Source organism: Paraburkholderia bonniea, assembly GCF_009455625.1.
In the GTDB taxonomy this organism is placed as follows: Bacteria; Pseudomonadota; Gammaproteobacteria; order Burkholderiales; family Burkholderiaceae; genus Paraburkholderia; species Paraburkholderia bonniea.
This window is the reverse complement of sequence record NZ_QPEQ01000002.1, coordinates 555,313-578,196: the sequence shown is the minus strand read 5'-3', so window position 1 is coordinate 578,196 and position 22,884 is coordinate 555,313. Positions and strand designations below refer to the sequence as shown.

At 52.4% G+C, this 22,884-nt stretch carries 17 protein-coding genes and 1 rRNA gene; 10 read left to right on the top strand and 8 right to left on the bottom strand.

The genetic code is table 11. The annotated features are described in order from the left end of the window. The first annotated feature begins 92 nt into the window (after positions 1 to 92). The 3 genes from rrf (at position 93) to GH656_RS16255 (ending at position 2,348) form a co-directional block, all read left to right on the top strand. A 5S ribosomal RNA gene (gene rrf / locus GH656_RS16265) occupies positions 93 to 205 on the top strand. 620 nt (positions 206 to 825) lie between these two features. Further along, positions 826 to 1,473, top strand: a complete 648-nt coding sequence (locus tag GH656_RS16260; RefSeq protein WP_153077082.1) for a hypothetical protein — start codon at positions 826 to 828, stop codon at positions 1,471 to 1,473. Positions 1,474 to 1,541: 68 nt separating this feature from the next. Next, entirely contained in the window at positions 1,542 to 2,348 is an 807-nt protein-coding gene (locus tag GH656_RS16255) for an arylamine N-acetyltransferase family protein (RefSeq protein WP_153077081.1), read from the top strand. A gap of 22 nt (positions 2,349 to 2,370) precedes the next feature. Here GH656_RS16255 and GH656_RS16250 read toward each other — a convergent pair whose 3' ends face one another. From GH656_RS16250 to GH656_RS16225, 6 genes are all read right to left on the bottom strand, one after another. Continuing rightward, the gene (locus GH656_RS16250) at positions 2,371 to 3,162 is read right to left on the bottom strand and encodes a hypothetical protein (protein WP_153077080.1); all 792 of its coding nucleotides are present in this window, start codon (positions 3,160 to 3,162) and stop codon (positions 2,371 to 2,373) included. 165 nt (positions 3,163 to 3,327) lie between these two features. Continuing rightward, positions 3,328 to 4,143, bottom strand: coding sequence for a hypothetical protein (locus tag GH656_RS16245; protein ID WP_153077079.1), 816 nt, complete (start codon positions 4,141 to 4,143; stop codon positions 3,328 to 3,330). 184 nt (positions 4,144 to 4,327) lie between these two features. Continuing rightward, positions 4,328 to 4,558: a 4-oxalocrotonate tautomerase gene (locus GH656_RS16240; protein WP_281349685.1), complete on the bottom strand. Its 231-nt coding sequence runs from the start codon at positions 4,556 to 4,558 to the stop codon at positions 4,328 to 4,330. Between the two features lie 12 nt (positions 4,559 to 4,570). Further along, positions 4,571 to 5,341 carry a class II aldolase/adducin family protein gene (locus tag GH656_RS16235; RefSeq protein WP_153077077.1) on the bottom strand — a complete coding sequence of 257 codons (771 nt, stop codon included), beginning with the start codon at positions 5,339 to 5,341 and terminating at the stop codon, positions 4,571 to 4,573. Between the two features lie 29 nt (positions 5,342 to 5,370). Continuing rightward, positions 5,371 to 6,258 carry an urea transporter gene (locus GH656_RS16230; RefSeq protein WP_153077076.1) on the bottom strand — a complete coding sequence of 296 codons (888 nt, stop codon included), beginning with the start codon at positions 6,256 to 6,258 and terminating at the stop codon, positions 5,371 to 5,373. Between the two features lie 277 nt (positions 6,259 to 6,535). Continuing rightward, complete coding sequence (locus GH656_RS16225) at positions 6,536 to 7,447, bottom strand: mechanosensitive ion channel family protein (RefSeq protein WP_153077375.1); 912 nt, start codon at positions 7,445 to 7,447, stop codon at positions 6,536 to 6,538. A gap of 281 nt (positions 7,448 to 7,728) precedes the next feature. On the opposite strand from GH656_RS16225, the gene GH656_RS16220 reads away from it, so the two are divergent. Together GH656_RS16220 and GH656_RS16215 are read left to right on the top strand one after the other, a co-directional pair. Further along, a complete protein-coding gene (locus GH656_RS16220; RefSeq protein WP_153077075.1) occupies positions 7,729 to 9,405 on the top strand; it encodes an ATP-binding domain-containing protein in 1,677 nt (558 codons plus the stop codon). Beyond that, on the top strand, positions 9,395 to 11,269 hold the full coding sequence (locus GH656_RS16215; protein WP_246184348.1) for an ATP-binding response regulator: 1,875 nt from the start codon (positions 9,395 to 9,397) through the stop codon (positions 11,267 to 11,269). Before GH656_RS16220 ends, GH656_RS16215 begins: the two co-directional genes overlap by 11 nt. A gap of 50 nt (positions 11,270 to 11,319) precedes the next feature. Here GH656_RS16215 and GH656_RS16210 read toward each other — a convergent pair whose 3' ends face one another. After that, positions 11,320 to 12,189, bottom strand: a complete 870-nt coding sequence (locus tag GH656_RS16210) for a helix-turn-helix domain-containing protein (protein WP_153077074.1) — start codon at positions 12,187 to 12,189, stop codon at positions 11,320 to 11,322. Positions 12,190 to 12,381: 192 nt separating this feature from the next. On the opposite strand from GH656_RS16210, the gene GH656_RS16205 reads away from it, so the two are divergent. From GH656_RS16205 to zwf, 4 genes are all read left to right on the top strand, one after another. Continuing rightward, positions 12,382 to 13,518 carry a potassium channel family protein gene (locus GH656_RS16205; RefSeq protein ID WP_153077073.1) on the top strand — a complete coding sequence of 379 codons (1,137 nt, stop codon included), beginning with the start codon at positions 12,382 to 12,384 and terminating at the stop codon, positions 13,516 to 13,518. Positions 13,519 to 13,674: 156 nt separating this feature from the next. After that, entirely contained in the window at positions 13,675 to 15,183 is a 1,509-nt protein-coding gene (locus GH656_RS16200) for a hypothetical protein (protein ID WP_153077072.1), read from the top strand. Between the two features lie 232 nt (positions 15,184 to 15,415). Next, positions 15,416 to 19,618: a hypothetical protein gene (locus GH656_RS16195; protein ID WP_153077071.1), complete on the top strand. Its 4,203-nt coding sequence runs from the start codon at positions 15,416 to 15,418 to the stop codon at positions 19,616 to 19,618. Positions 19,619 to 19,860: 242 nt separating this feature from the next. Continuing rightward, positions 19,861 to 21,348, top strand: a complete 1,488-nt coding sequence (gene zwf, locus GH656_RS16190) for a glucose-6-phosphate dehydrogenase (RefSeq protein ID WP_153077070.1) — start codon at positions 19,861 to 19,863, stop codon at positions 21,346 to 21,348. A 94-nt stretch (positions 21,349 to 21,442) separates the two neighbouring features. Here the strand turns inward: zwf and GH656_RS16185 are convergent, their stop codons facing one another. Then, entirely contained in the window at positions 21,443 to 22,501 is a 1,059-nt protein-coding gene (locus GH656_RS16185) for a GlxA family transcriptional regulator (RefSeq protein WP_153077069.1), read from the bottom strand. Positions 22,502 to 22,577: 76 nt separating this feature from the next. Here GH656_RS16185 and GH656_RS16180 point away from each other — a divergent pair, with 76 nt between their 5' ends. Next, complete coding sequence (locus GH656_RS16180) at positions 22,578 to 22,850, top strand: hypothetical protein (protein WP_153077068.1); 273 nt, start codon at positions 22,578 to 22,580, stop codon at positions 22,848 to 22,850. Positions 22,851 to 22,884: the final 34 nt, after the last annotated feature.

Here is a 22,884-nt window from a genome sequence, read left to right as displayed (position 1 = left end):
AGTCTGTGTTCGTGCCACACTCACAACCCCATTACCTTGCTGCTTCTTCCCGATTCCCCTGTCTGGTATCGCCAGACCGGGTTACAGCTTTGCCTGATGACCATAGCGTGTCGGTACCACCCCTTCCCATCCCGAACAGGACCGTGAAACGACTCCACGCCGATGATAGTGCGGATTCCCGTGTGAAAGTAGGTAATCGTCAGGCTCCATCTCCTCATTCGCCCCGCTCGCACTCGCTTGCGGGGCGTTTGTCTTTGTGTGTCTTTACACCCCCTTCCGCTTCACCCCCCGCGCCCTCTCCCCCCGCCTGACCGCCATCCCGGCTACACTTCCCCCTTCCTGCCGCTCCCGCTTCTCACCCACGCAGCATTGACTTCCCGGCTTCGCCGCTTTGATTGCCTTCTGTCGTTTTAGCTAATCGCTCGTTAGTCATATCTCAAGTTGGTATCGTTCTACCCCATCGATAGAACCAAAGGACTTCTAGGAAAGTTCTGTTCAAATCGGTTTCTGCTCGGCAGGAGCAATCAGTGTTGTCCGATACTTTGCTGCGAATTCTGCCGGCGTTTGGGAGCTCAACGTACTATGCGGCCTTGTCTCGTTAATCAGAATGTTTGTTGTCTATTTGTTAGTTAAGCACTTGCACTTAACACGTTGTTGCCGCTGATTTTCCCCGCTTCCAATGATCTGTTTCTGCGCTCGTATGACACGGGCGGAGGGTGGCGAGAAGTCGATCTCAATATTTAATAGCGCGTTATTAGATGTTTTTGGCGAACGCAATCTTGAATATATGGTCGAAGCTTTTTCATCACTGGAAAGGAGAATTAAATGAATAAATATATCCTCTCGCTATTTGTTAGTACGGGTTTGCTGATATCTAATGCGTCACATGCTCAGCTAAATCTATCTCAATTTGGAATTGGTGGGCATTCGGCGGTGTCTACTGAAACAGGTGGACTGTCTGGCTTGCTTCAAAATTATATTGGTGCGAATCAAGAGGTTTTAAATGGACAGTCGAATCTTGCTTCGGCGATGGGTTTATCCAGTTCGGTCGGGCAAATCCAGCAAGCGGCTGGCCTGTTGAATGGAACGCCATCTGTCAATCAGCTTTCGAAAATAGGGGGCACTCAACAATCGGTATCGCAGGCATTGACTCAGGCGTTCATGAGTCGCGGCGTTTCGGCACCACCAGTTAATAAACAAGCCTTTACAGAAGGACTGGCGGCGCTTGGTAAAGGTGTTAGTCAATACGCAGGCTTGAGTTCAGGTCTCGGAAACATTACTCAAATGAATCCCGCTTCGTTATTGCAATCTGGCCTGAATCCGCAGACAGCTCAAGCAGCATCGTATATCGCGCAATCTGCACCTGGCCAGCTAAAATCACTTGTTGTAACATTGAGTCAGGCGGTTCAGTTTGCATCGAATAACGGCATTAATGTTCCTGCTGTCGCTACTGCCGCTCTAAAAGGCTTTTAAATAGAAATTTAACTGATATTCGGCTGGTTAGTATCTCCAGCTGAATATATTTAATCAGTCGGTGTGATGTGTTAAATCTTGAGCGTTATTTTTCGCGTATTGATTATCGAGGTCAGGCGTATAGCCCGGCATTGAATGTTCTGCGTGAATTGCACGAGCTGCATACCCAGACTATTCCATTTGAGAATATTAATTCGCTGATTGGTGTGCCTGCACTAATCGACTTGCCATCTATTGTGGAAAAGCTGGTTAATCACCGTCGCGGTGGCTATTGTTTTGAGCAAAATACGCTGTTCTACAACGTTTTGATGGAATTGGGCTTCTGTGTTACGCCGTTGATTGCACGCGTGCTTTGGGGTGGTGTGCCGAGTTCAAATGCAGCTTGCACCCATATGTTGCTGCGGGTGGATTTGGAGGGTAAATCTTATATTTGCGATGTTGGATTTGGTGGTGTCACACTGCCAACGCCGATCGAGTTAGTTGCCGGTAAGGTGCAGCAAACTTCGTTCGAATGGTTCCGTCTCGTGGCTTCAGAGCGAGAGACCCTGGAGCTGGAAGTTGAGCTGAATGGAGTATGGAAAAAAATTTATCGTTTCGATTTGCGTCCTGCTGAGTGGATTGATTATGAGCTGGCTAACTGGTATACCTCCACATTCCCCATGTCACATTTTCTTTCGAATCTGGTTATTTGTCGTATTTCCCATAGTGGTCGTTTAACTTTATCAAATAAAATTTTTACAGAGCGTTCGATGCAATTTCCTGTTCGACGTAAAAATATCAATAGCGTGAATGATCTGGTCGAATGTTTGCGGGATAAATTTAATCTCGATACGACTGCTCTTGATCTTCGGTTAATTTTATCAAAATTAATCTGATGCGATGTTTTATTTTATTTTTTTAATCGAGTTTTAATTTTTTAAAATCGCGTACATGATTGATGTAAATCCATGAAGAGCAAGCGGCGGCAACAACGAAAAACATGGTTAATGAAATTCCTTTGTATAAGGTTTCGATGCTCAATATGTAAAGAGCGGGTAATTTCAAGGTGAATTTCTCGATATATGAAAAAATCAATAGCTGGGTAAAGTAAAAAATTATCAGCGCGACAGAAAAAATTAACAGAAAATGCAAAAAATTCTTCGAGCCGGCTTTCCATGCTGTCGCTAGTTTCACGCCGCTTCCCAGTGAAATGGCAGGAAATAGTAGCGCGAGCCGGATATAAAAATAGAAAACGGCACTAGTTGAAATTGCTGCGACTATAAACATTTGAATGGATGAAAGATTATAGCGATACGCCATAAAGACGGGTTTGGCAATAATAATGGCAGCGGCAAATATTAGCGCTACGTAAATCAGAATTAAGCCTGTGTAGAGGAGTAATATTTTTCTCTCCGCCGGGATAAAAGAGTTTCGCTTCTCACCTATTAAAATGAGGCGGGAAACTTTGATGCCGATCATTGCGCCGAGATAGATGTGGATGATTTTTATAATCCAGTATCCTTCTTTTACTGTCAGTTTCCGTGGTTCATATGGAATGCCGGATGATGAGGCAGATTGCATGCCAATACCAATCTCATAGAATTTTGTAAGCGCGAAAAATACACTAATCGTCAATAAAAAAATAGGCATACATTTAATAACTTGCCATGTGCTGATGTAGATATTTTTTATATATTGAGAAAGTGTCATATGTCTTTTTCGTGGCTGACAGGGAGGGCTTGATTTCAACAGTAAATGCAATTAAAGTAAAATTTCAGGCGCATCGAAAATAAGCCTCTAATGCAGTTATCAAGCCTCAAAAACTGGTTAAGCGAGCCCAATTTTCAAGGCCTGAAAACTTCGTAGAATAAAAATTCACGCTTCCTGTTTTGAAATACCGTTTGCCGGTGTTAAATTCTTAAAGCCACGCGCATAATTTCTGTATAGCAATGAGCAGCAAGCCGCCAGAATAACGCTGAGTAACGTGCAATAGATTCCTTTAAATAAAATCATGACAATCATTTGGGTAAATTCTGGCAGTGGCGAAGTAATCTGGTAAATAATCATGGCCACTATTATGCTGACAAGGGTCACTGGCAGAAGTGTCACGGTAAATATGGCCAGAAAGTCCCAGAAATTTTCCGAGCTATTGCGCCATGCCGTTTTTAATTCTATGCCGCTACCCAGTGAAATTGCAGGGAAGAGCAGCGCCAGCCGGATATAAAAGTAAAAAATGAGAAAGGCGCCGATAAGCGCAAGAATTCCTATCTGAGTGACCGAAATATTTCCGCCATACATAATTAATGCGGGTAATGCAATGCAGAATGCAGTGACAAAGGCGATAATCATGTAAATCCAGCTAAGGCCCACATAGCGATGGAGAATTTTTGCTTCTTCTGGCATAAAAGATTTTCGCTCTTCACCGATCAGGATGAAACGGTAAACTTTTATGCTGATAAATGCGCCGAAATAGAGATTGGCAATCAGGCTGACCCAGTTTGCTCCTCGATAGAAATTCTTCGCTGGATCATATGCTTTGCCGGTTGATGAGGCGGATATCATGTCAAGGCCAACGTCAAATAAGTCTGAAATCGCAAACAAGATGCTTATTGTCAATATGGCGGCAGGCATGGCTTTGATAACTTGCCACGTGCTGATGTAAGTATTTTCTACGTATGCAGTGAATTTCATATGTTCTATTGGTGCGTGCTGAAAATTAATCCGGCGTTGGGTGGATGGCCGTCCCGAATTTACATTTGTTCAAAAACGCAATTGTAAAAATAGTTTGCAGAAGGGAGGCGGATGCGGTCGATACGCAGATTTAAAGCTCCACGGCACCTCAAACATCCGCGTTAGTTTTATTTTTTATCGAAGCTCATGGGCTGTCCTCGTCAGACCAGAAACGGCCGCCAGTCGCCCAGTTTTCACGTTTAACCTCGTTCAGGATGATGTCGATCGTATTTGCCGCGACGCCAAGAGACTGGCAGGTGGCCTCGGTAATAGCACGCACAAACGCACGTTTTTGCTCGGTGGTGCGGCCTTCAAAAAGTTCGATATGAAAGGTTGGCATGCTGTTCTCCTGGCTAAACGTGCTGCGGTTGGTGATGGCACTCGTGAATTAATCTCGATATGAATCGTCGATTCGATCTAGCTGGCGTAACAGTGCAGGCCATTCGGTCTCTCCTTCAGTGCCGTCGTCACGGAGCTGTGCTGCGGTTTTCAGCGCGACCTCGTGTCTGGGGAGTGTGAGCGGGGTGCCGCCCGCTTGTGCCTGTAGCTGGATTTCGCATGCCTTGATGAGGGTCGCCATCAGCACGTAGGCCTGGGCAACCGTACGGCCAGTGGTGAGCGTGCCGTGATTGCGCAGCAGCAGTGCGGGCCGGCTGCCGAGATTGGCGACGAGGCGCGAACCTTCGTCTGGTGAAAAAACCGCGCCTTCGTAGTCGTGGTACCCAAGTTGGCCATAGAAGCGCAGTGCGTGCTGAGAGGCGGCAAGCAACCCGTCTGCCTGGAGCGAGACAGCAATGCCTGGGGTGTTATGCAGATGCATCACGCACCCGGCATCGTCACGCGCGGCATGCACTGCTGCGTGCAACGCGAAGCCGCCTGGGTTGGCGGGATACGCACTGTGGCCGATGACCTTGCCGTGGATGTCTATTTTCACCAGGGTCGAGGCGCTGACTTCGTCAAATGCCAGCCCAAACGGGTTGATGAGGTAATGGCCCGGCTGGTCTGGAATGCACGCGGAGATATGGCTATAGATCAAGTCATCCCATCGGTTTAGCGCGACAAGGCGATAGGCAGCAGCCAGATCAGTCCGCGTGCGTTTTTCTTCCGCTGAAACGCTGGAAAAGGTGCTGGCGGGAACAGGGAGTTGAGCGGTGAACATGGTTGGCGGGAGGTGTGTGTGGTGCGGCATTAGCGTGCCGCGTCAGCGCGCAGGCTTTTGTGAGCGTGCAGCTTGAGCCGCTGCATACTCCACGTCGCCAGCACAAATGGTGTCGTGAGTGCGAGCAAGCCGTAAGAGTTGGCGAAGTGTTGCAGCACGACTGAAAGGCTGATCCCGCCGAGGGCTGCGAGTATTCCGGCGTCCGCTAGCGCTAGCCCGGTTAGCGCGCCATTGAAACCGAGCAGGCCCATGTTGAATGACGCGTCCGTGGCTCCCAGAAGGAGGTGGGCCGAACTGGCCAGGCCGCTGCCGAGCAAGGCCCAGATGGCATGCCGGCGGGATGCTATAGCGATGCCGGCCAGCATTAGCAGCCCGGGCCATGCGCCAGTGGCAAAGCCGCTTTGAGCCAGACCGGATAGCCAGTTGGCCGCGTGGCTTAGTAACGAGGTGGAAGGGGCGTGGAGTGGGGGGCTAGCCGGATTGCTGATGGTGATAAACGGCAGCCAGAGCGCAGTGACTAGTAAACAGGGGCTTGAATAGAAACACAGGCCATAGCGTCGCAGCCAGCGTGACCACGGGCCGAGAAGCCAGGCAGTGCCGAGCGAGGCTAGCAGCGCCAGCGAAATGGCGAGCGCGTTGTCATGGATAAAAGTAAAGACGGCGAGCGCGGCGAGTGCGCCGTTAAAACCATGAAGCCCCTGGAGGGTGTCGCGCGAAGCTTGCTTGGCGAGCATGGCATCGGCATTGGCGATGGCGGCGCCGAGCAACGCAGCGCAGGCGAGCCGTGGGCTGTATAGAACCCATGCCGCCAATACGCCGCTTCCGGTAATCGCATTGGGTTGCAGCACAACCTGGCCCAGGCTGCGCAGCAGGGTACGCAAGGCGATGAAGGCTCTTCGGGAAGACACGAGAGACATGACGATGCAGAGGATTAGAAAATGAAGCGGGCGTTTGAATTTCTGGAACCGCGAGGATAGGGCACGGGGTATGTGCCTGAGATGCCGCTGGAGGAATAGTGGTTATTTGTTGCGATGCGGTGAGCGGCTCAGTTTGACGCTCACCGTGTTGCTGCGATGAGCAGCACACATGCCACACAGGCAATACCCATCGTGGCTGCGGGCGCTCAGTTTTGCTGTTGCGCTGGTTGTGCCGATTGCACTGGTTGTGTCCGCAGCCAGATTTCTGGCCAAACCTTTAGTGTGTGTCCGGCTGCCGTGGGGGCATGGCGGTCTGGCTAGCGGTCGTTGAGGTAGCCGCTGGTGCGGCATTCGTGCCCGTAGCGTTTTGCACGATATGCAAGCGGGTTCGCAATGGCAGCGAACATTCTGCTTCGGCCAGGGCATGTCTGACCTGGCGGGCAAGGTCCCAGCGCAAATCCCAAAACAGGTCGACGTTCGTCCATACCCGGATATTGAGAACGGTTGTGCTGTCTTCAAAGCGGTTCACCATGATCTGTGGGGCGGGGTCAGCCAGCACGCGTGTATCTGCGCTGACGAGTGCCAGCAGTGCGGCCATGGCGCGGTCGACATCGTCGCTGACAGCGATTTCGACTTCGAGGTCAAGGCGGCGGGTTGGGTTGCGGGTGTAGTTGCGAATCGAGTTGCCCCAGAGCGCGCTGTTTGGCACGTATTCGCAGATGCCGTCAGGTTTGGTCAGGCGTGTGGTGAACAGATTGACTTCTTCCACGGTGCCCGCGACGACACCGGTGCCGCTGTCGATGTAGTCGCCCACCCGGAACGGGCGTAGCAGCAGCAACATGATGCCGGCGGCGATGTTTTGCATCGTGCCTTGCAGCGCCAGCCCAATGGCCAGGCCGGCTGCGCCGAGCACCGCGACGATGCTGGCGGTTTGAATCCCGAGTTGCGATAGCGCGCCGACGATGGCAATGACGCGGATGCCCCATAAGCAGGTGTCGGAGATGATGGGGCGCAAGGTGGCGTCAACGCTCGACTGACGTGTGAGCAAGCGGTGCAGCCAGTTTGAGACACGCCGGGCGATCCACCATCCGAATGCGAGCAGGGCAATCGCGGCGCACAGCGAGAGTGAAAACGAGGTGAGTGCATCCCAGAGAAAATTCCAGCGTTCTGGGTGAATGTCATTGAACAGGTTTTGCATCGGTGTGTGAGTCCTTGTAACAAAGCGGTTAAGCGCCGCGCAACGGAATTAGGCAAAAAATTGGTTGAACCAGGATGTTTAGCATTTGACCGGGTTTAGCCAGGTTTGATCTTGGCGGGTTATGAAGCTGTGCGGCGCAGCGGGCCGCGCGGGTAGTGCGAGTGCTGGTGCCGCAGCAGCCCCAGCACCCCGTCCAGGCCCGTCAAAGCGAGCCCTCAAACGCCGCCAGGCGTTGCGTACAATGAGCGACCCCAACTTGCCGAGAGCGCTGAATGGCCCGCATCGTCCCTGACGACTGGAAGCACCTTGCCACTACCGGCGCGGCCGCGCGTGAACGCGAAACCCTGGCGCTGCTCGAAGAGGCGCTGCCGGAGGGCTACACGGTATACCACGGGGTTCACTGGACGCGTCTCAATCAAATCGACCAAAACTTTTCGGTATTTGGCGAGGCTGATTTCATGGTTGTGAGCCCCGCTGGACGCGTGATGCTGGTCGAACAGAAAACCGGTTTTCTGCGCGAAACGCCCGCTGGCCTGGTCAAAGCGCATTTGCAGACCGAGCGCAATGTGGCGATTGCGCTGGCGCGCACCAGCGAGAATCTGCATCGGCGTTTTACGGCCGCGTTTGGCGCGGGGATGTATGGCATCGAAGAGTTGCTGTATTGCCCAGATCACACGATCAAACATGCTGCTATTGCTGGGGTGAATCCGGCGCGGATTGTCGATGCCACTCGCAAGCAGCAACTCGCAGCGCTAATCCTCGCAGCGCTGCCTGCCGACGAAGCACGCCTGGCCTGTGCGCCGAAAATCCATCATTTTCTGGCTGATGAGCTGGCGCTCACGCCTGATGCGAGTGCGTTGATTGGTCAGGCGGGCACGCTCGTGACGCGCCTCGCGGGCGGGCTGGCGACGTGGGCGCGGCGGCTTGAGTTTTCGCCGTTTCGTTTGCGAGTATCGGGCACCGCTGGTTCAGGTAAGACGCAACTCGCGGTGCAGGTGATGAAAGACGCCGTTGCACGTGGCCAGCATCCGCTGTACGTCTGCTTCAACCGGCCGCTAGCCGATCACATCACACGCATCGCGCCAGCTCAGGCCACAGTGGCGAACTATCACCAGCTCTGCGACTGGGTGGCTCGTGATAGCGGTCATCAGCCTGACTTTGATGCGTCCGGCATCTTCACCCAGCTTGAGGCCGCCTTTGCCCTGGCACCGGTTAGTTCGCGCTGGCAGTTCGACATCCTGATTGTTGATGAGGGCCAGGATTTTCAGCAGCCGTGGGTGGCGGCGCTGGCGCGGTTGCTCAAACCTGGCGGTGCATGGTGGTGGCTTGAAGATCCGCTGCAAAACTTGTACATGCGCGCTAGCGTTGATTTGCCGGGCTGGGTGGTGTTGCGCGAGACCACGAACTATCGCAGCCCGCGCGACATCCTTGATTACGTGCGCGAGGTGGTGGGCGCATCGGAGCCGCTTGCGGCAGAGCTGGCGTCAGGCAGCCCGTTCGATGGCTCGGCGGTTGCGCTGTCGGTGTATGACGCCGCGCTGGCACCAGACAGTGTGATCGACGCGACCAAACGGGCGATCACACAGGCGCTTGGCCTTGGTTTTCGCAAACAGGATATTGCGGTGCTGTCGTTTCGCGGCCGGGAGGGTTCGGCACTGACCGCGCTCGATCAACTAGGCCCGCACCGGCTGCGCAGCTTTACTGGCAAGTACGATTTATTTGGCAATCCAGGTTACCGGGAAGGCGATGTGCTGCTCGAATCCATCTACCGTTTCAAAGGCCAGTCGGCGCCGTGCGTGATTTTGACCGAAGTCGATTTCGCTGAATTCGATGAACGTGTGGCGCGCAAGCTGTTCGTTGGCGCGACGCGGGCGACGATGAAACTGATCGTCGTGGCCTCACCCCGCGCTGCTGCGCATTTGCGCGCGGGAGGGCTGCATGCTGAATAGCGCTCCGCCACCTATGCCTGGCGTGACGCCTGGCCATCGGCACCGGCGTCCGGTGTTGCGCCGTTTGCTGCTGGTGATGGTCTGGCTCGCCGCGCTTGCCGCACCATTGGGCGCAATCGGTTATCTGCTTTACGCGAACCTGCTCGAACCTGAAACGAGCGATCAGCTAGCCGCTGGGGATGGTGGTTTTGTCTGGGACGCCACGCAACTTCAGATCGCTTATGTCTGCCTTGAAAATCAGCTTCTGCTGTACCGCAGCGGGATTGAGCCTGATTACGTCAAGGTCATGCAGCGCTACGAGGCGCTGCAGGCGAAGCTGCGCTTGATGACGAGTCAGGCTCATCTGCACGTCGGCCGGTTGATGCAGGTGCAGCGGCAAAAGGAAGATATGCGTCAACTGGGTATGCGGCTGGATAGCCTGGCACCTGCGCTCGCCGCGTTGCCCGAAGACATCACCCAGGCCGACGAGATGATTGCCTCGCTGCATGCCCATGGGCGTGAGATGGACGACATGGCGAGGAGCCGCCGCTTTGTTGATGTGGCTGAACGCGCCGCGCTGAATGACGATTTCGTCGCCAAGCGGCGCTTGTTGTTTATCAGCGGGCTCGGTTTGGCGTTGCTGCTGTCTGCGATTGCTGCGCTGCTCCTCGTGGCGAATAGCCGCCGCCGTACCAGGCTGATCCGTCAGCAGCACGCCGCGCTCGAAGCCGAACATCAGGCTAGCCGTGCCGCGCGCGAAACAAATCTGGCCAAGGATGCGTTCCTCGGGATGATTAGCCATGAGTTGCGCACTCCGTTGCATGCGATTGTGTCGTCAGTGGAGCTGCTGGGTTTTAACCCGCATTCGGCGGCGGACCGCAAGGTGATTCAGCGGCTCGAAACCGCTGCACGGCAGCTAGAAGCGCAGATGAAAGACCTGACCGACTACGCGCGTCTTGGCGCGGGCAAGCTCGAATTGCGCTACGAACAGTTCGAACCGCGGGCGTTATTGCTGTCGATCATTGACGAGCACGAACCTGAAGCACGCGCCAAAGGGCTGGTGCTCACCAGTGAAGCGCATGGTGCGACGGGCTTGGTGGAGTCCGATCCCAACCGGATTAGGCAGATTGTCAGCAATCTGGTGACGAATGCCATCCGCTACACCGAGACTGGTTCAGTGCAGGTGCGGCTGGTGCAGCAGGCTGCTGAGCTGTCGATTGCAGTGAGTGACACTGGCCCTGGCGTGCCGGTGCAGCAGATTCCATTGGTTTTCAAAGCGTTCACCCAGCTCGATACGTCGTCGTCGCGGCGCTTTGAGGGGGCGGGCATGGGGCTGGCGATTGTGCGCGGGCTGGCCGATCTGTTTGGTGGCGAGGTTGAAGTGGAGAGCCGTGTCGGCGAGGGTTCGACGTTCAGCGTGAGCCTGCCGGTGACGCCAGTTGCTGTGCCGTCAGCGCCGCCCGCCCAGACATCTTCCGCGGTGCAAACGCCAACCCAGCTTCATGTGCTGGTGGTGGATGACAACCAGCTCGTGCGTGAGTCGCTTTGCGAAATGGTGCTGCATATGGGGGGAACCGCCGCTGCGGCAGCCAGCGCAACGGCCGCGCTAGCGTGGCTTGAGACGCAGCGATGTGATCTGGTGCTGCTCGATTTGCATATGCCGGAGCGGGATGGCTATGCGTTCGCGGCGGAGTTCCGTGCGCGGGGCGGAGGTTTAGCCGGGGTGCCTGTGATTGCTGTGAGCGCTTATGCCCCTGATGCGCCGGAAGCCGGGGCGGGCGATAGCGCTGAGCTGTTTTTCGACTGCCTGCTTAAGCCCGTGCGCTATGACGTTTTACGTGCTGCCGTAGAGCGGGCGATGGCTGCCGCGCGCAACGTGACGTGATGCGACGTGATGCAGCATGTGTCCAGGTGTTTAGGGAGTTTTGGGGAATCTTAGGGGCGCGCAGCAGGAGTGTGATTGAGCCGTTTCGACAGATCCGCGACCAGAATGGCCATGCGTGCGGGTTTTTCGTAACAGGCCACGTCGTAATGGCGAATGACTTCGCTGATTTCGGATTCGCTGGCTTTGCCTGTCAGCAGCTCGCCGGTTAACACGAAAATCGGCGCGTCCGGATTTTCTGAGTGGCGCACGGCGCGGATGGCTTCCGCTGCCGTCTGTGGCCCAAACAGCCAGTCGATCACCACGCCATCGAACCCTTGCGTCTGCAACGCATCGGCGAATGCCGCGAGGCTATAGAACGCCGCTGCCGCAAAGCCGTTGTGTTCGAGATAGTCACGCAGGTTGTCAGCGGAGGCGTGATCGTCATCCACCACGGCGATCAGCGGTTGATCGGTTTCGGCGCGGCGCGGATAGATCTCGATCTTGTGAACTTCATGTGCGTTCTGATAAAGCGCGCCATCGTGCCGCACCACACGCCACTGATCTTGCTTCGTGAAGGCGACGAACTCCGGGCGGCTGCCTGGTTCGAGCGCCGCGCCAACCCACACCGTGCAGGGCAGTTCAATGGCACCAATGGCAAACACCGCCTCCTGGGCAACCGCGCCGACGATGCCCGGATCGAGCGACGGCGCGCCAAATAACTGGGCGGCGGGTTCGTCGAATACTTCCGCGACTTTCTTGATCTGGGCCAGGGTCCAGGGGCTATTGCCGCGCAACTTGCGGTGCCCTTGGGAAAAGCTCAAATCGAGGATGCGGCATAACTCGGTGGTTTGGCGGCGCTTGCCGATACCGTGACGGCTCATCAGCTCGCGCACGCGCTCGGCGACCGCGAGGGCATCGGATGAGGGAGTTTCGTTGACCATGCTGCGAGGGTTTCCGCTGATTGGGATAACAGGGTGGAGGCGGGAGAGACAGCGCCAGGCGCGCTGGGAGCTGGAGCATGTGAGCGCAAAACGTGCCGCGCCATGCCTTGGGCGCAGGAGAGCAAATGTACCGCAAAACGGTTACAAAAAATCAGATCAAGTGTGATTTTGCGCAGTCAGGCGAAATTTTGCATGGTTGGCTGCCGCATCAGCCGTCGTAGAATCGGCGGTTCTTTTATCTGGAGCTATCGCGTGCCGCAGAAGCGTCCCAAGTCTCGCCGCTTCCGTTTTTCGCGCCTGCCGCGCGGACCATGGAAAGCCCCCAGCGCCCGCACGTTGTTTACCCGTCCTGCAGCTTCGCCGCAACGCACGCTGCTGCATCGCGTGTATCTAGTGGCCGGGTTATGCGTGCTGGCATTCAGCGTGCTGTATCTCGACCGTGACGGATTGCGCGATGCCAACCGTGAGGTGCTCGGGATTATCGACTTGATGTACTTCACGATGGTGACCGTGGCGACGGTTGGCTATGGCGACATCGTGCCCGTTACCGCTCGTGCCCGCCTGATTGATGCGTTTTTTATTGTGCCGATTCGCATCGTGATCTGGTTTGTGTTTCTGGGCACGGCCTATCAGTTCGTGATTCAACGTGTGATCGAGGAATTTCGCATGAAACGCCTGCAAAAGCAGTTGCATGACCACATTGTGGTGTGCGGTTATGGCCTGAGTGGTTCGGTTGCGGTACGGGAGCTGCTCGAAAGCGGTTTCGCGCCTGACGCGATCATCGTGATTGATCCCCAGCAAGCGGTGCTTGAAGCGGCTACCGGCCTGGGCGTGGCTGGGCTGCTGGGGGACCCGGCCCGTGAAGATCTGCTGCAGCAAGCGCAGGTGCGCAAGGCAAAGGCGGTGATTATCAGCGTGACCGACGATGCCACGGCAATCTTGCTGACACTCACGGTGCGCAGCATTGCGCCAGATACCAAGATCGTGGTGCGCATCCAGGAGCAGACGTATCAGCGGCAGTTGCGCCAGGCTGGGGCGAATGTGATTGTTTCGTCGACGAAAATTGGCGGCTTGCTGCTGGCCGATGCGGTGGAAAGCGATTACATCGTGCCGTTTATCAATGATTTGCTGTCGACGCGCGGCCGGGTCACGCTGCTAGAGCGTCTGGCCGAACCGCATGAGGTGGGTTGCTGGAGTAATGCGGTGCCCTGTGCGGTGGTGGTAGGGCTGGTGCGGGACGGCAACGTGCTGTCGTTTTATGAGGATCCGCCGTGCCTGATTCAGGCTGGCGATGTGCTGATGGTGATTCAGTCAGCGCGGGCGGAATAAGTACCGGCATCCATGGCTCGTGGGCCGGTGGTTCGTGCGCCATAGTTCGAGGGGGATATTTCATTTTGCTTTCAAGCGTGTTTTTGCCAGGCTTGTAGCAGTCGTTCAGAAAAAAGTTACGAAATATTTCTTATTATCCGGCACGAGTAATTCGGCGTGAAAGCCAGTCCCATCAAGGGATTGCGGGAATCAGAGGGGCTGCGCCATCCAAAAATAACTGTCAATCTATCGTTTACGTTGGAACGATCTTTGCTGTGGCTGTTACATAAGGTCCAGACACCTGTCTCTATAACTATGGGGCCCACGATGGCGTACGGAAACGCACTAACGATGGCGATGGCACGGAATGCCTACAGTGGGCAGTTGCCACGTCAGGGGCAAAACGCCCGGGTTTCCTGCGCGGGGGCCCAAAAGAGTTCAGCGTGGCAGCAGGTGAAAGACTTTGTGACGAGCCCGCTTCAGGGTATTCGCAATCTGTATCAGCAGATTTTTCATTCTTCCAGTCCTGTAAGTGAAAGAACGGAATCGGTGCATCCCGAGGTGATCCTCATGGCACGCCAAGCGCGTGAGGCGCGTCAGCAGAAGAAGAGTGAACAGGTAACAGTATTGAAGGCTGATGTTCGCCAGCGCGGTGTCGTGGCGCTGGATGAGATGTACGACGAGGCTTTCCGGGTAGGTTTGCCAGGGAGAAATCAGGATCCGGGTAAAGCGATGGCGTGCGCAGGGGCCGTGATTGACGTTTTCCTGGACTGGGACAAGGTTACAAAGGGCCTGTCTTTGTCTGTGGATGGGGAGATCTACATGACGATGGATGTCTATCTGGCGCTGGAGTTGATGATAGGGCTCGCTCATACACCGGAGGAGCAAGAGTATGTGAGGAATCTCCAGCCCGCGATACGCGAGCAACTGACGCCACGGTTGGATTCGTTACGCTGCAAGGTGGACAAAGCCGGAGGAGAGGCGCTAGAAGAGTTATTGATGCGGCCAATGGTAGCGCTAGGGGTTGAGGTGCTTTGTGCAAAAGAAAACAAGACACTTGCGTTACGTAACCTGAAAGAGGCGGTGCTGGAATTTTCCGATGCTTATCAGAGGGGGCGGCAAGATAATGTAATAACCGGGTTGCAGGAAATAAAGGAAGCATCGACCCCGTTATTAATAAAAAATAGACTCCAAAACAGTGAACTCCAAAACAGGATTGTACTTGAGGGAATACAAGGACAAATCCGCTTCTGGCTGGAAGGGAGGCGTTGTGACGGAGACGCTGTAGATGCAATGATGTTTTTGATTCAGCAGCATGCTTCTGGTAGCCCGAATGAAAAGCTCGGCGAGCCAATTGTAAACAAGCTGGTTATTCATTCGAGTGATGTGGTTGCGTTATCCGTTAGCGATCAGCTGAATGGCTTTTCTCCTAACTCATCAACCAATAGTCTGGGATCTAGCGAGTCTTTGTACTCGGGTGAATTATTAGGTGAAAGTGATGTATCTAGCGAAGGCGATCTGGAGCAGGAAGACGTAGAGTTTGATGGTATTAGTCAGGGTAATAAAAAATTTCCATTGGAAAAGTCGGAATTAAATTTTCTCTCTGATATAAAAGTGATGCCGGAGAATTATCGCGTGGAGCATAACAAGTTTAATTTGCCAGTCAATTCAATAAAAATCCAGTAATAGAGTTAGCGGGATGCGTAAACAGCATGGTTGTTTAATGCAAAAAATTGAAATATTACATAGATTTATCTGAAGCTGTCTGGCAAGCGCAATATTCAGTATTGCAGAGTGGAAGTCTGGTTCGCCAGACTGGCTAAGGCGATTTATATCAGCCTCCGTTTTCTCTGAAAATCAAGCAGGGATGATGAGGGTAGTCATTCAGAAATATTTAATTTATTTTTTTGAGGGTATTATGTCTGACAATTATTCAATAAATAATTCGATCGGTATAAATAACAAAAATAACCGGGCTGACGATGTAAAATCTTTGCCGCAAAGTACCGCATGGTCGTATCTGCAAAGAGCGGGTAATGCTGTGATTGAGTTTCTGGGGAATGCCAGAACTAGGTTTGCAAAAATTTTCAATTTTAATGAGACGCCTTTTTCTAAAAGAAATGTGTCGGTGGCTAGCACCAGCCAGAGCAGCAGCCGGGCAAGGCCGACACAAGTAAAAGAATATGTAAATAATGTGCTCAAGATGCCGGCTAAGGATCAACCGGGTGAGCTTAAAAAATGGCGTAATGCGGCGAATGATCTGATAAAGCTATATAACACTGATTCAGATAAAATTGAATCGACAAAAAAGCAGATGCAGGCAGTGATATTGCTTTGCATTAAGAATTCAAAAACATCTTTGGCGGGAAAAAATAGTGAGGCAGCAAGCGAAAAAATTGCTGTTCAAATGGATTCGATGTGCCATGCGTTCTATGTTTTAAGTAAATTGGAAAAAACTAAATCCGGAAAACAAGAGCTTGCTCGTCTGCATCAGGCCGCACGAAAAGCGATATTACTTGGCGTAAGCAAGCTGGCGCCGAATGATTATAAGCAATTGAGGGCGGATATAGATAAATCAGCTCAGCTTGTTCTGCTAACGGCAAAAAAGCCGGCGTATGATGTTTTGCTGGAGATGAAAAAAGAATGTGCCCAGAAATTTCCCTCGAGCGAGGGCTTGGTCGATGAATTAGTAAAATGCAATAAAATTTTAAAGGACCATGGGGTTCCCGATCCTGGCGTGCTTATAAAGCGCGAGATTGATTTATTGTGTTTTACTCCAGAAAAAACAAATTCTTTGAAAGAGAGTCTTGGTAATAATATTTCCAGTCTGGAAAAATTTAGTTCAGATTTTTCGGCGCAGGTAAAGCAACCGGAAAATAGCGCATCAGCCCAAAGGCTTGAAGATTTGAAGGGGATTCTGCAGTATATCGAGGCTCGCGAATCGATGGGCTCGAATTCTGCAAATGTCAAAGTTGAGATTAAAGATTATGATTTTAATATTCTGAATTTGCAGAATTTGCCGCGGAGAAATTCTGAGCCGCAACTTGTTTCTTGCAGCGTGAGTGGCGAACACAATAATAGCGTAAGCAGTAGCCTCAACAGCGAGAATAGCGTTGATGATACCGGTAGCGATATCAGCACTGATGATATTTCTAGTATCGACGAATCAGATGATGATTTTGAAAGTAACAAAATTGGTGCGCCTAAAATCGCGGGCGAGGCTGATGTTTTACAAACAGCTTTTGGCCGTCTAGGCGGAGCGAAGACGGCCGATCAACTGACGCAAACGTTTTTATCTGTAATGGAAATACATCGAAGCTGCAGTTCGGTCAAAAAAGAGGGAAATTACAGAAAAGAATTTTGTGCTGCGTTTGGAAAGTATCTGGAAAATAAAAATCCTGTTGTAGCAGAAAAACTTTTGGCGCATTTGGCTGAACGGAAGCCTATATTCGAGGCGGCCTTGAAGATCAAGGATATGCCCCAAAATTTCAAGGATAAATGTCAAAATATAATTTATTTAATTGATAATTTTAATGGTGAATTGAAAAAAAACCAGGCTAGGTGTGCATCGGTTAAAACAAAAGAAATTTACGCTCTCTCAAAGCTTGAGCAAAAATTAATCGGCTCTCATCTGGGAGTTGTCTGGCATAAAGATAGTTTGCAGTGTTTTATTATTAAATATCCAGTTAATCAAGATGAACTCAAAAAGCTGGTGCAGGATCAGGGTAAGCTGGATAGGCAAACGTTTTATGAGGAGTTGCATCTGGATTATAGTCGGGATCCATGGATTTTAAATGGTCTGCCAATTCAGGAAAATTTGAACGGCAAAGAGTTATACGATTTATTTTTAAAGTTTACAAATAACAATGCAGCGCAGGCAAAGGGCTTGGCGCTTGCGGCTTCACAAAAAATTCCTGGGTCACAGGTTGCCGAAGGGAAATACTTTACGAGGGCTGGTATTGCTGATAAGCTTTTTGGTGAAAATGTGGAAAATAATAATTTTTATTTTCGTGAAATAGATGAAGATGGCTTGAATTTTGCAGTTAATCACAAATCCTACGTAGAAATTAGGCGCACAAGAAGTACAATTATCGATTCTTTTGTGGAAGATAAATTTTATTCGAAAAATTTTGGTACCCCAGTTGATATGCAAAGTAGCTATCGCAATTGGGATATAGTTATTCGTGTTGATACACGCGGAAAAATAACGTTTCCAGAAGGAAATGTTAACTTTAGTGTATATGTTAAGTCGCAGGAAGATATTCCGAAAATTAAGGATTCGAAACTGGATTTTTCAGAGCGATTGAGTGTGCTTAAAAATTATGTGCAAAATTATTGGGTTGAGTCAAACAGTTCCGATGGCCTGATGCATCATTGGAAAGCTTTGGCGCCAGCATTGGTTGAGCTGGGGATTGCTGCGCGGCAACGTCATACTTCAGCACCGGACGGTGATCTGGAAACATTGAGTTCAATTTTCACTACAATTCGTTCGCAAATTTCGCCTGAATTGATGGAGTCTAATTTAACAAAATTCAGCTCGAATCTTGACGATTTTATCAAGGAATTTGAAGATATTAACAGCAATAATAAACCAATTTCAGAGATTCTAGATTGTGCGGATGAGCTTGAGAAAGTGAATAAGCTTGAACAATTTTGGTCTAGCTTGAAAGTATCTGAAGACAATCAGCAGTATCTGGCTAAACTGACACCGGCACTGGTTGATTTGAGCAAAAAGGCATTGCAGCTTCAAACTTCAAATGCTGATGCGGCACAGGCTAAATTAGCTTCGCTGTATGACTTAATTATCTCTAAAATTTCGGCAGGTAACGTAGAGGGCGAATTTGAAGAAGCGATATCGCAGATTTATGCCGAGAGATTTATTTTAAAAGCACACCGTAATTATCGAGATGTGAATTTTATGGTGAATGACGCCTCTAAATTCAATGTGTTAAATCAATTATTTCAGTTTATCGATCTGGTAAGTGACTTTAATACTGGAGTTTCGGGGTCTTTGAATAAAAACATTTTCAATAAAGTTTTGCGGCGTAGTCTAACTGGGCATGACGATATTATTCTGAGCAAAGATAATTGCCGGAATATGATCGACCTCTGTGATTATTTACGTGACAGGTTTGAAATTCTGGTGGCTACGCTTAATTTAAATGATCAAAATTACAGCGGAAAGCATAAGGCTGATTGTTTGTTCCATTTTTTGGATCAGACGGTGGAGTTTCTTAAAGAAAATAATGTAATAGATGCCACTGATAAAGACAGATTGTTGCGGAGAACGCCATTGCAGCTTGAAAAGTTGTCGCCTGAAGAGCGTCGGCTTATTGGTGCTAACCTTGGCCTTATATCGCATGATGGTAAATATACTTCAGCGAGCAGGGTTCATGATCTTTCCAGTGATCTGGTTGATGGTGAAAATAACGAGATGAAGGTTACAATAAATAATTGCCTGGATGTTAATTCGGACAGGCTCAGCGAGCTGGACAAGCAGTTATCAAGAGATGTGAAAGGCGGTATTGCTATTTCTCTCAATGGCCGGACGTTGTCGGCTGATGAAAAGGAAAATTTTAATTATCAAAGTCTTGTTAACTTCTCCGGGGAGGAGCATAACAAAAATTCACTCGCATTAGGCTTTGCTTTTATGCAAGGTGCTTTGGCGCTAGTGACGAAAAATATAACTGGGCTTGTTGGACCTAATGATTTTCCAGCAATTGAACTGGAGGATGGTCTATATAAGGCTAATAGCGATAATAAAACGGCCAGTATCAGTGTGGTTGATCACGGTACGTTTTTTATTGTTCACCACACGCGTGAGGAAAAACAGATTTTTCTTGAGCGGATGGATGAAGAGGCAGAAAAGATCGCTCTCGATCCAGATAACCAGTGCAGCCGCTATGACGTAATTATTAAAATTACCAAAGGCCAAAATGGGAGTGATCCGGTTATCAGTTATCCGGTTATAGGTTCTCCGACTGATAGTTTTCAGGCGTATAAATTTGCCGCTTTGACTAGGGCCGATCAGAAGACTTTCGAAGAAAAAGAGCAGCTTAAAAATGCACCTCCCGGTGAAGCATATAAATATATGGCAGAGATCGGTGCAGTTATAGTTTGAGTTTATTAATCCTGAGCCGGTTAACTTAAATCGCTGCAGCAATGGAACGGGGTTTAAATCCTCCCAGCCCCGTTCCACTTCGTGCAATTCACTGAAAAACCCTGCACCATAAGCGTTTTGCAAAACTTTGCGAAACGTCTGGGGCAGGGTGCTGGCAAGCTTATCGGCCAGCGCATCATGGCCGTATCCGATTTGCCCAGGCGTTTTATCTCAACCATCGCCAGTCCTGGGTATGCCGCGCTATGACGATTCCGAATCAGACTTCGACCGCTTCCGCTTCGCCGGACCTTCCACTCGACATGATTATTTTCGGCGGCGGGGGCGATCTGTCTGCCCGTAAGCTGCTGCCGGCGCTGTACATGGCGCATCTGCACGGCAATTTGCCACCCGCTACCCGCATCATTGCCACTGGCCGCCGTGACTGGAGCCGTGACGATTACCTCGGTTTCATGAACGAGCATTCAAAGCCGTTCGTCGATAAAAAAGCACTGACGTCAGCCGGTTGGGATGCGTTCACTGGTTTGTTCGATTACGTGCGGATCGACGCTGGCGCGGCGGATGATTACGCCAGCCTGGCTCGTGTTTCGCGTCCGAATGCTTTGCGGGTGTTTTATCTGGCGACCGCGCCGGACTTGTTCACTACTATTTGCGATCAGCTCGCGGCGAGTGGCCTCGTTGACGAGCACGCGCGCGTGGTGCTGGAAAAGCCGCTTGGCCATGATCTGGCTTCCGCGCAGGCGATCAACACGGCGGTGGGGCAGCATTTTGCCGAGACGCAGATCTACCGGATCGACCACTACCTGGGTAAGGAAACGGTGCAGAACCTGATGGTGCTGCGCTTTGGCAATGCGATTTTCGGGCCGCTGTGGCAAGCGCCGTATATCCGCAGCGTGCAGATCACGGTGGCGGAAACCGTGGGGGTGGGTAGTCGTGCTGGGTTTTATGACGAGACCGGTGCGCTGCGCGACATGGTGCAAAACCATTTATTGCAACTGCTTTGCATCGTGGCCATGGAGCCACCGGTTTCGCTGGATCCCGACGCGGTGCGTGACGAAAAACTCAAAGTGCTGCGCTCGCTGCGCCGTATGACGCCTGATGAGGTGGCGCGCGATACGGTGCGTGGCCAGTACACGGCGGGCGCGGTGAATGGCGAGGCGGTCAAGGGCTATCTCGAAGAGGACAACGTGCCGCCAGGCAGCCGTGCGGAAACCTTCGTGGCGCTGCATGCGCAGATCAATAACTGGCGCTGGGCTCATGTGCCGTTTTTTTTGCGCACGGGCAAGCGTATGCAAAAAAAGGTGTCGGAGATCGTGATTGAATTCGCCGATCTGCCGTTTTCAATCATTCCGAATGGCGCGTCTCATGCTGGCAATCGTCTGGTGATCCAGCTTCAGCCTGCCGAGTCGATCCAGTTGCAGATGCTGGCGAAGGAGCCGGGCAGTGGCATGCGGATGTTGCCAGTCAATCTGAATCTCGATCTGGAGCAGGCGTTCACCGAGCGGCGTGCGGAGGCGTATGAGCGTTTGCTGATTGATGTGATTCGCGGTCGTCTGACGCACTTCATGCGGCGCGATGAACTCGAAGCGGCGTGGGCTTGGGTCGAGCCGATTATCGAAAGCTGGCAGGCATCAGGCGAGCGGCCGCGCAGCTATACCGCGGGCACGTTTGGACCAGCGGCTTCCACCGCGTTGGTGGCACGCGAAAATCTCACGTGGGCGGAAGAGGCCTGAGGCTGGGCGTGATGCGGTGCTTTTGCTGCTGCGTTGCCGGGGTGCGAATGCCCATGCAAACGCAAACGCAAACGCAAACGCATGAGCGTCACGTCTAAAACACTTCCACGCGTCCCGGAAACGTTTCATCCAGCAGCGCACCTGCCGCGCTCGTGCCTTGATCGCGGTAGGCGACGGGCGCGACGCCATAGTGTTTGCGAAACTCGCGTCCTAGATGCGAGGCATCGGAGAAGCCGCAACTTGAGGCGATATCCGCGACGGTGCGCTCCGAGCTGGTCAGCAGCCATGCGGCGGTTCTCAAACGCACTTGCCGGGCGAAGGTTTGTGGGCTTTTGCCGGTTGCGGCCTTGAAGAGCCGTTCCAGTTGTCGAGGTGATAAATCGAGCTTGCGGGCTAGTTCGTCCAGCGGCAATGCGCGTCCAACATGTTGTTCCATCAGCAAGATCGCGCGTGTCACCAGCGGATGCGTAGCGGGCTCAAGGCCTGGTGGATGTGGTTGTGGTGCATTGCCTTTTTGCCTTTCTCCAACCAGCAAGATGCGTAGCGCTTTGTGCACGGTGGCGTGATCGAAGTGGCGCAGCAAGATCGCGGCGGCGACATCAATCGTCGCGCGTCCGCCTGAGCAGGTAATGCGACGCCGGTCAAGCACAAACAGCCGGTCGGCAATCAATGCGTTCGCATCGGCATGCGCGAAGCGCTCCAGAAAATCCCAGTAATGAAACCAGCTAACGCAGATCCGGTGGCCCTCCAGCACACCGGCGCGCATGAGCGCAAACACGCCGGTGCAGATGCCGACGAGTGTGGTGCCGCTTGTTGCGGCGGTGCGAATGAACTGCAGCGTGTCGTCGCTGGCTTGTGGTCCTGCATGCAGCAGGCCGCCGACTACGACGAGGTAGTCGAAGGGCGCGGCGGCATCAAAGCTTTCCCAGGGTGCAATCTGAATGCCGCAACTGGCGCGCACGGGTGCTAGCGAGTGGCCGACTACGCTCCATGAACAACGCACGGGCTTGCTGTAATCGCCTTCGTCAGCGCACAAGCGCAGCATGTCGACAAAGCCGGAGAATGCCGTCAGCGTGAAATTGGGCAGCAGCACGATGCCGAAGCGGATGCGTTGTGGCGGTGTGGGAGTGGGGAGGGGGGCGATGGTGGTCATGGTGCAGCAGATGAGGGGGAGCGCGGGCGTTGTCGAGCTGGGGTGCTTCCGTCTGGTTTGAGCGATGCCGCTCTGCATGCTGCTCTACGCGGTCGCGCCATTATCGGTGTATCTCGCCGCAGCGGGATGGATCAGCCCAGCGTGGCGGACTGTGGCTGCGCTGACCTGGGTTTTTACGTCATCAATCATCGAAGAAGCGCAAGTTGGCTGCCGGTGGCGACGCTATCCCAGCCGGATGGCGTGTTTGTTCTATCGGGTTTTTTTTTGCCTGGGTGTACTGGCGGCACCAGGATGCTTATCTGAGGGGGCGAATAACGCCGCTGGCGTTGTCGCTAGAGACCCCGGTTAGCGCTGGACTGGACACCTTCGCGTGACGGCGTTGC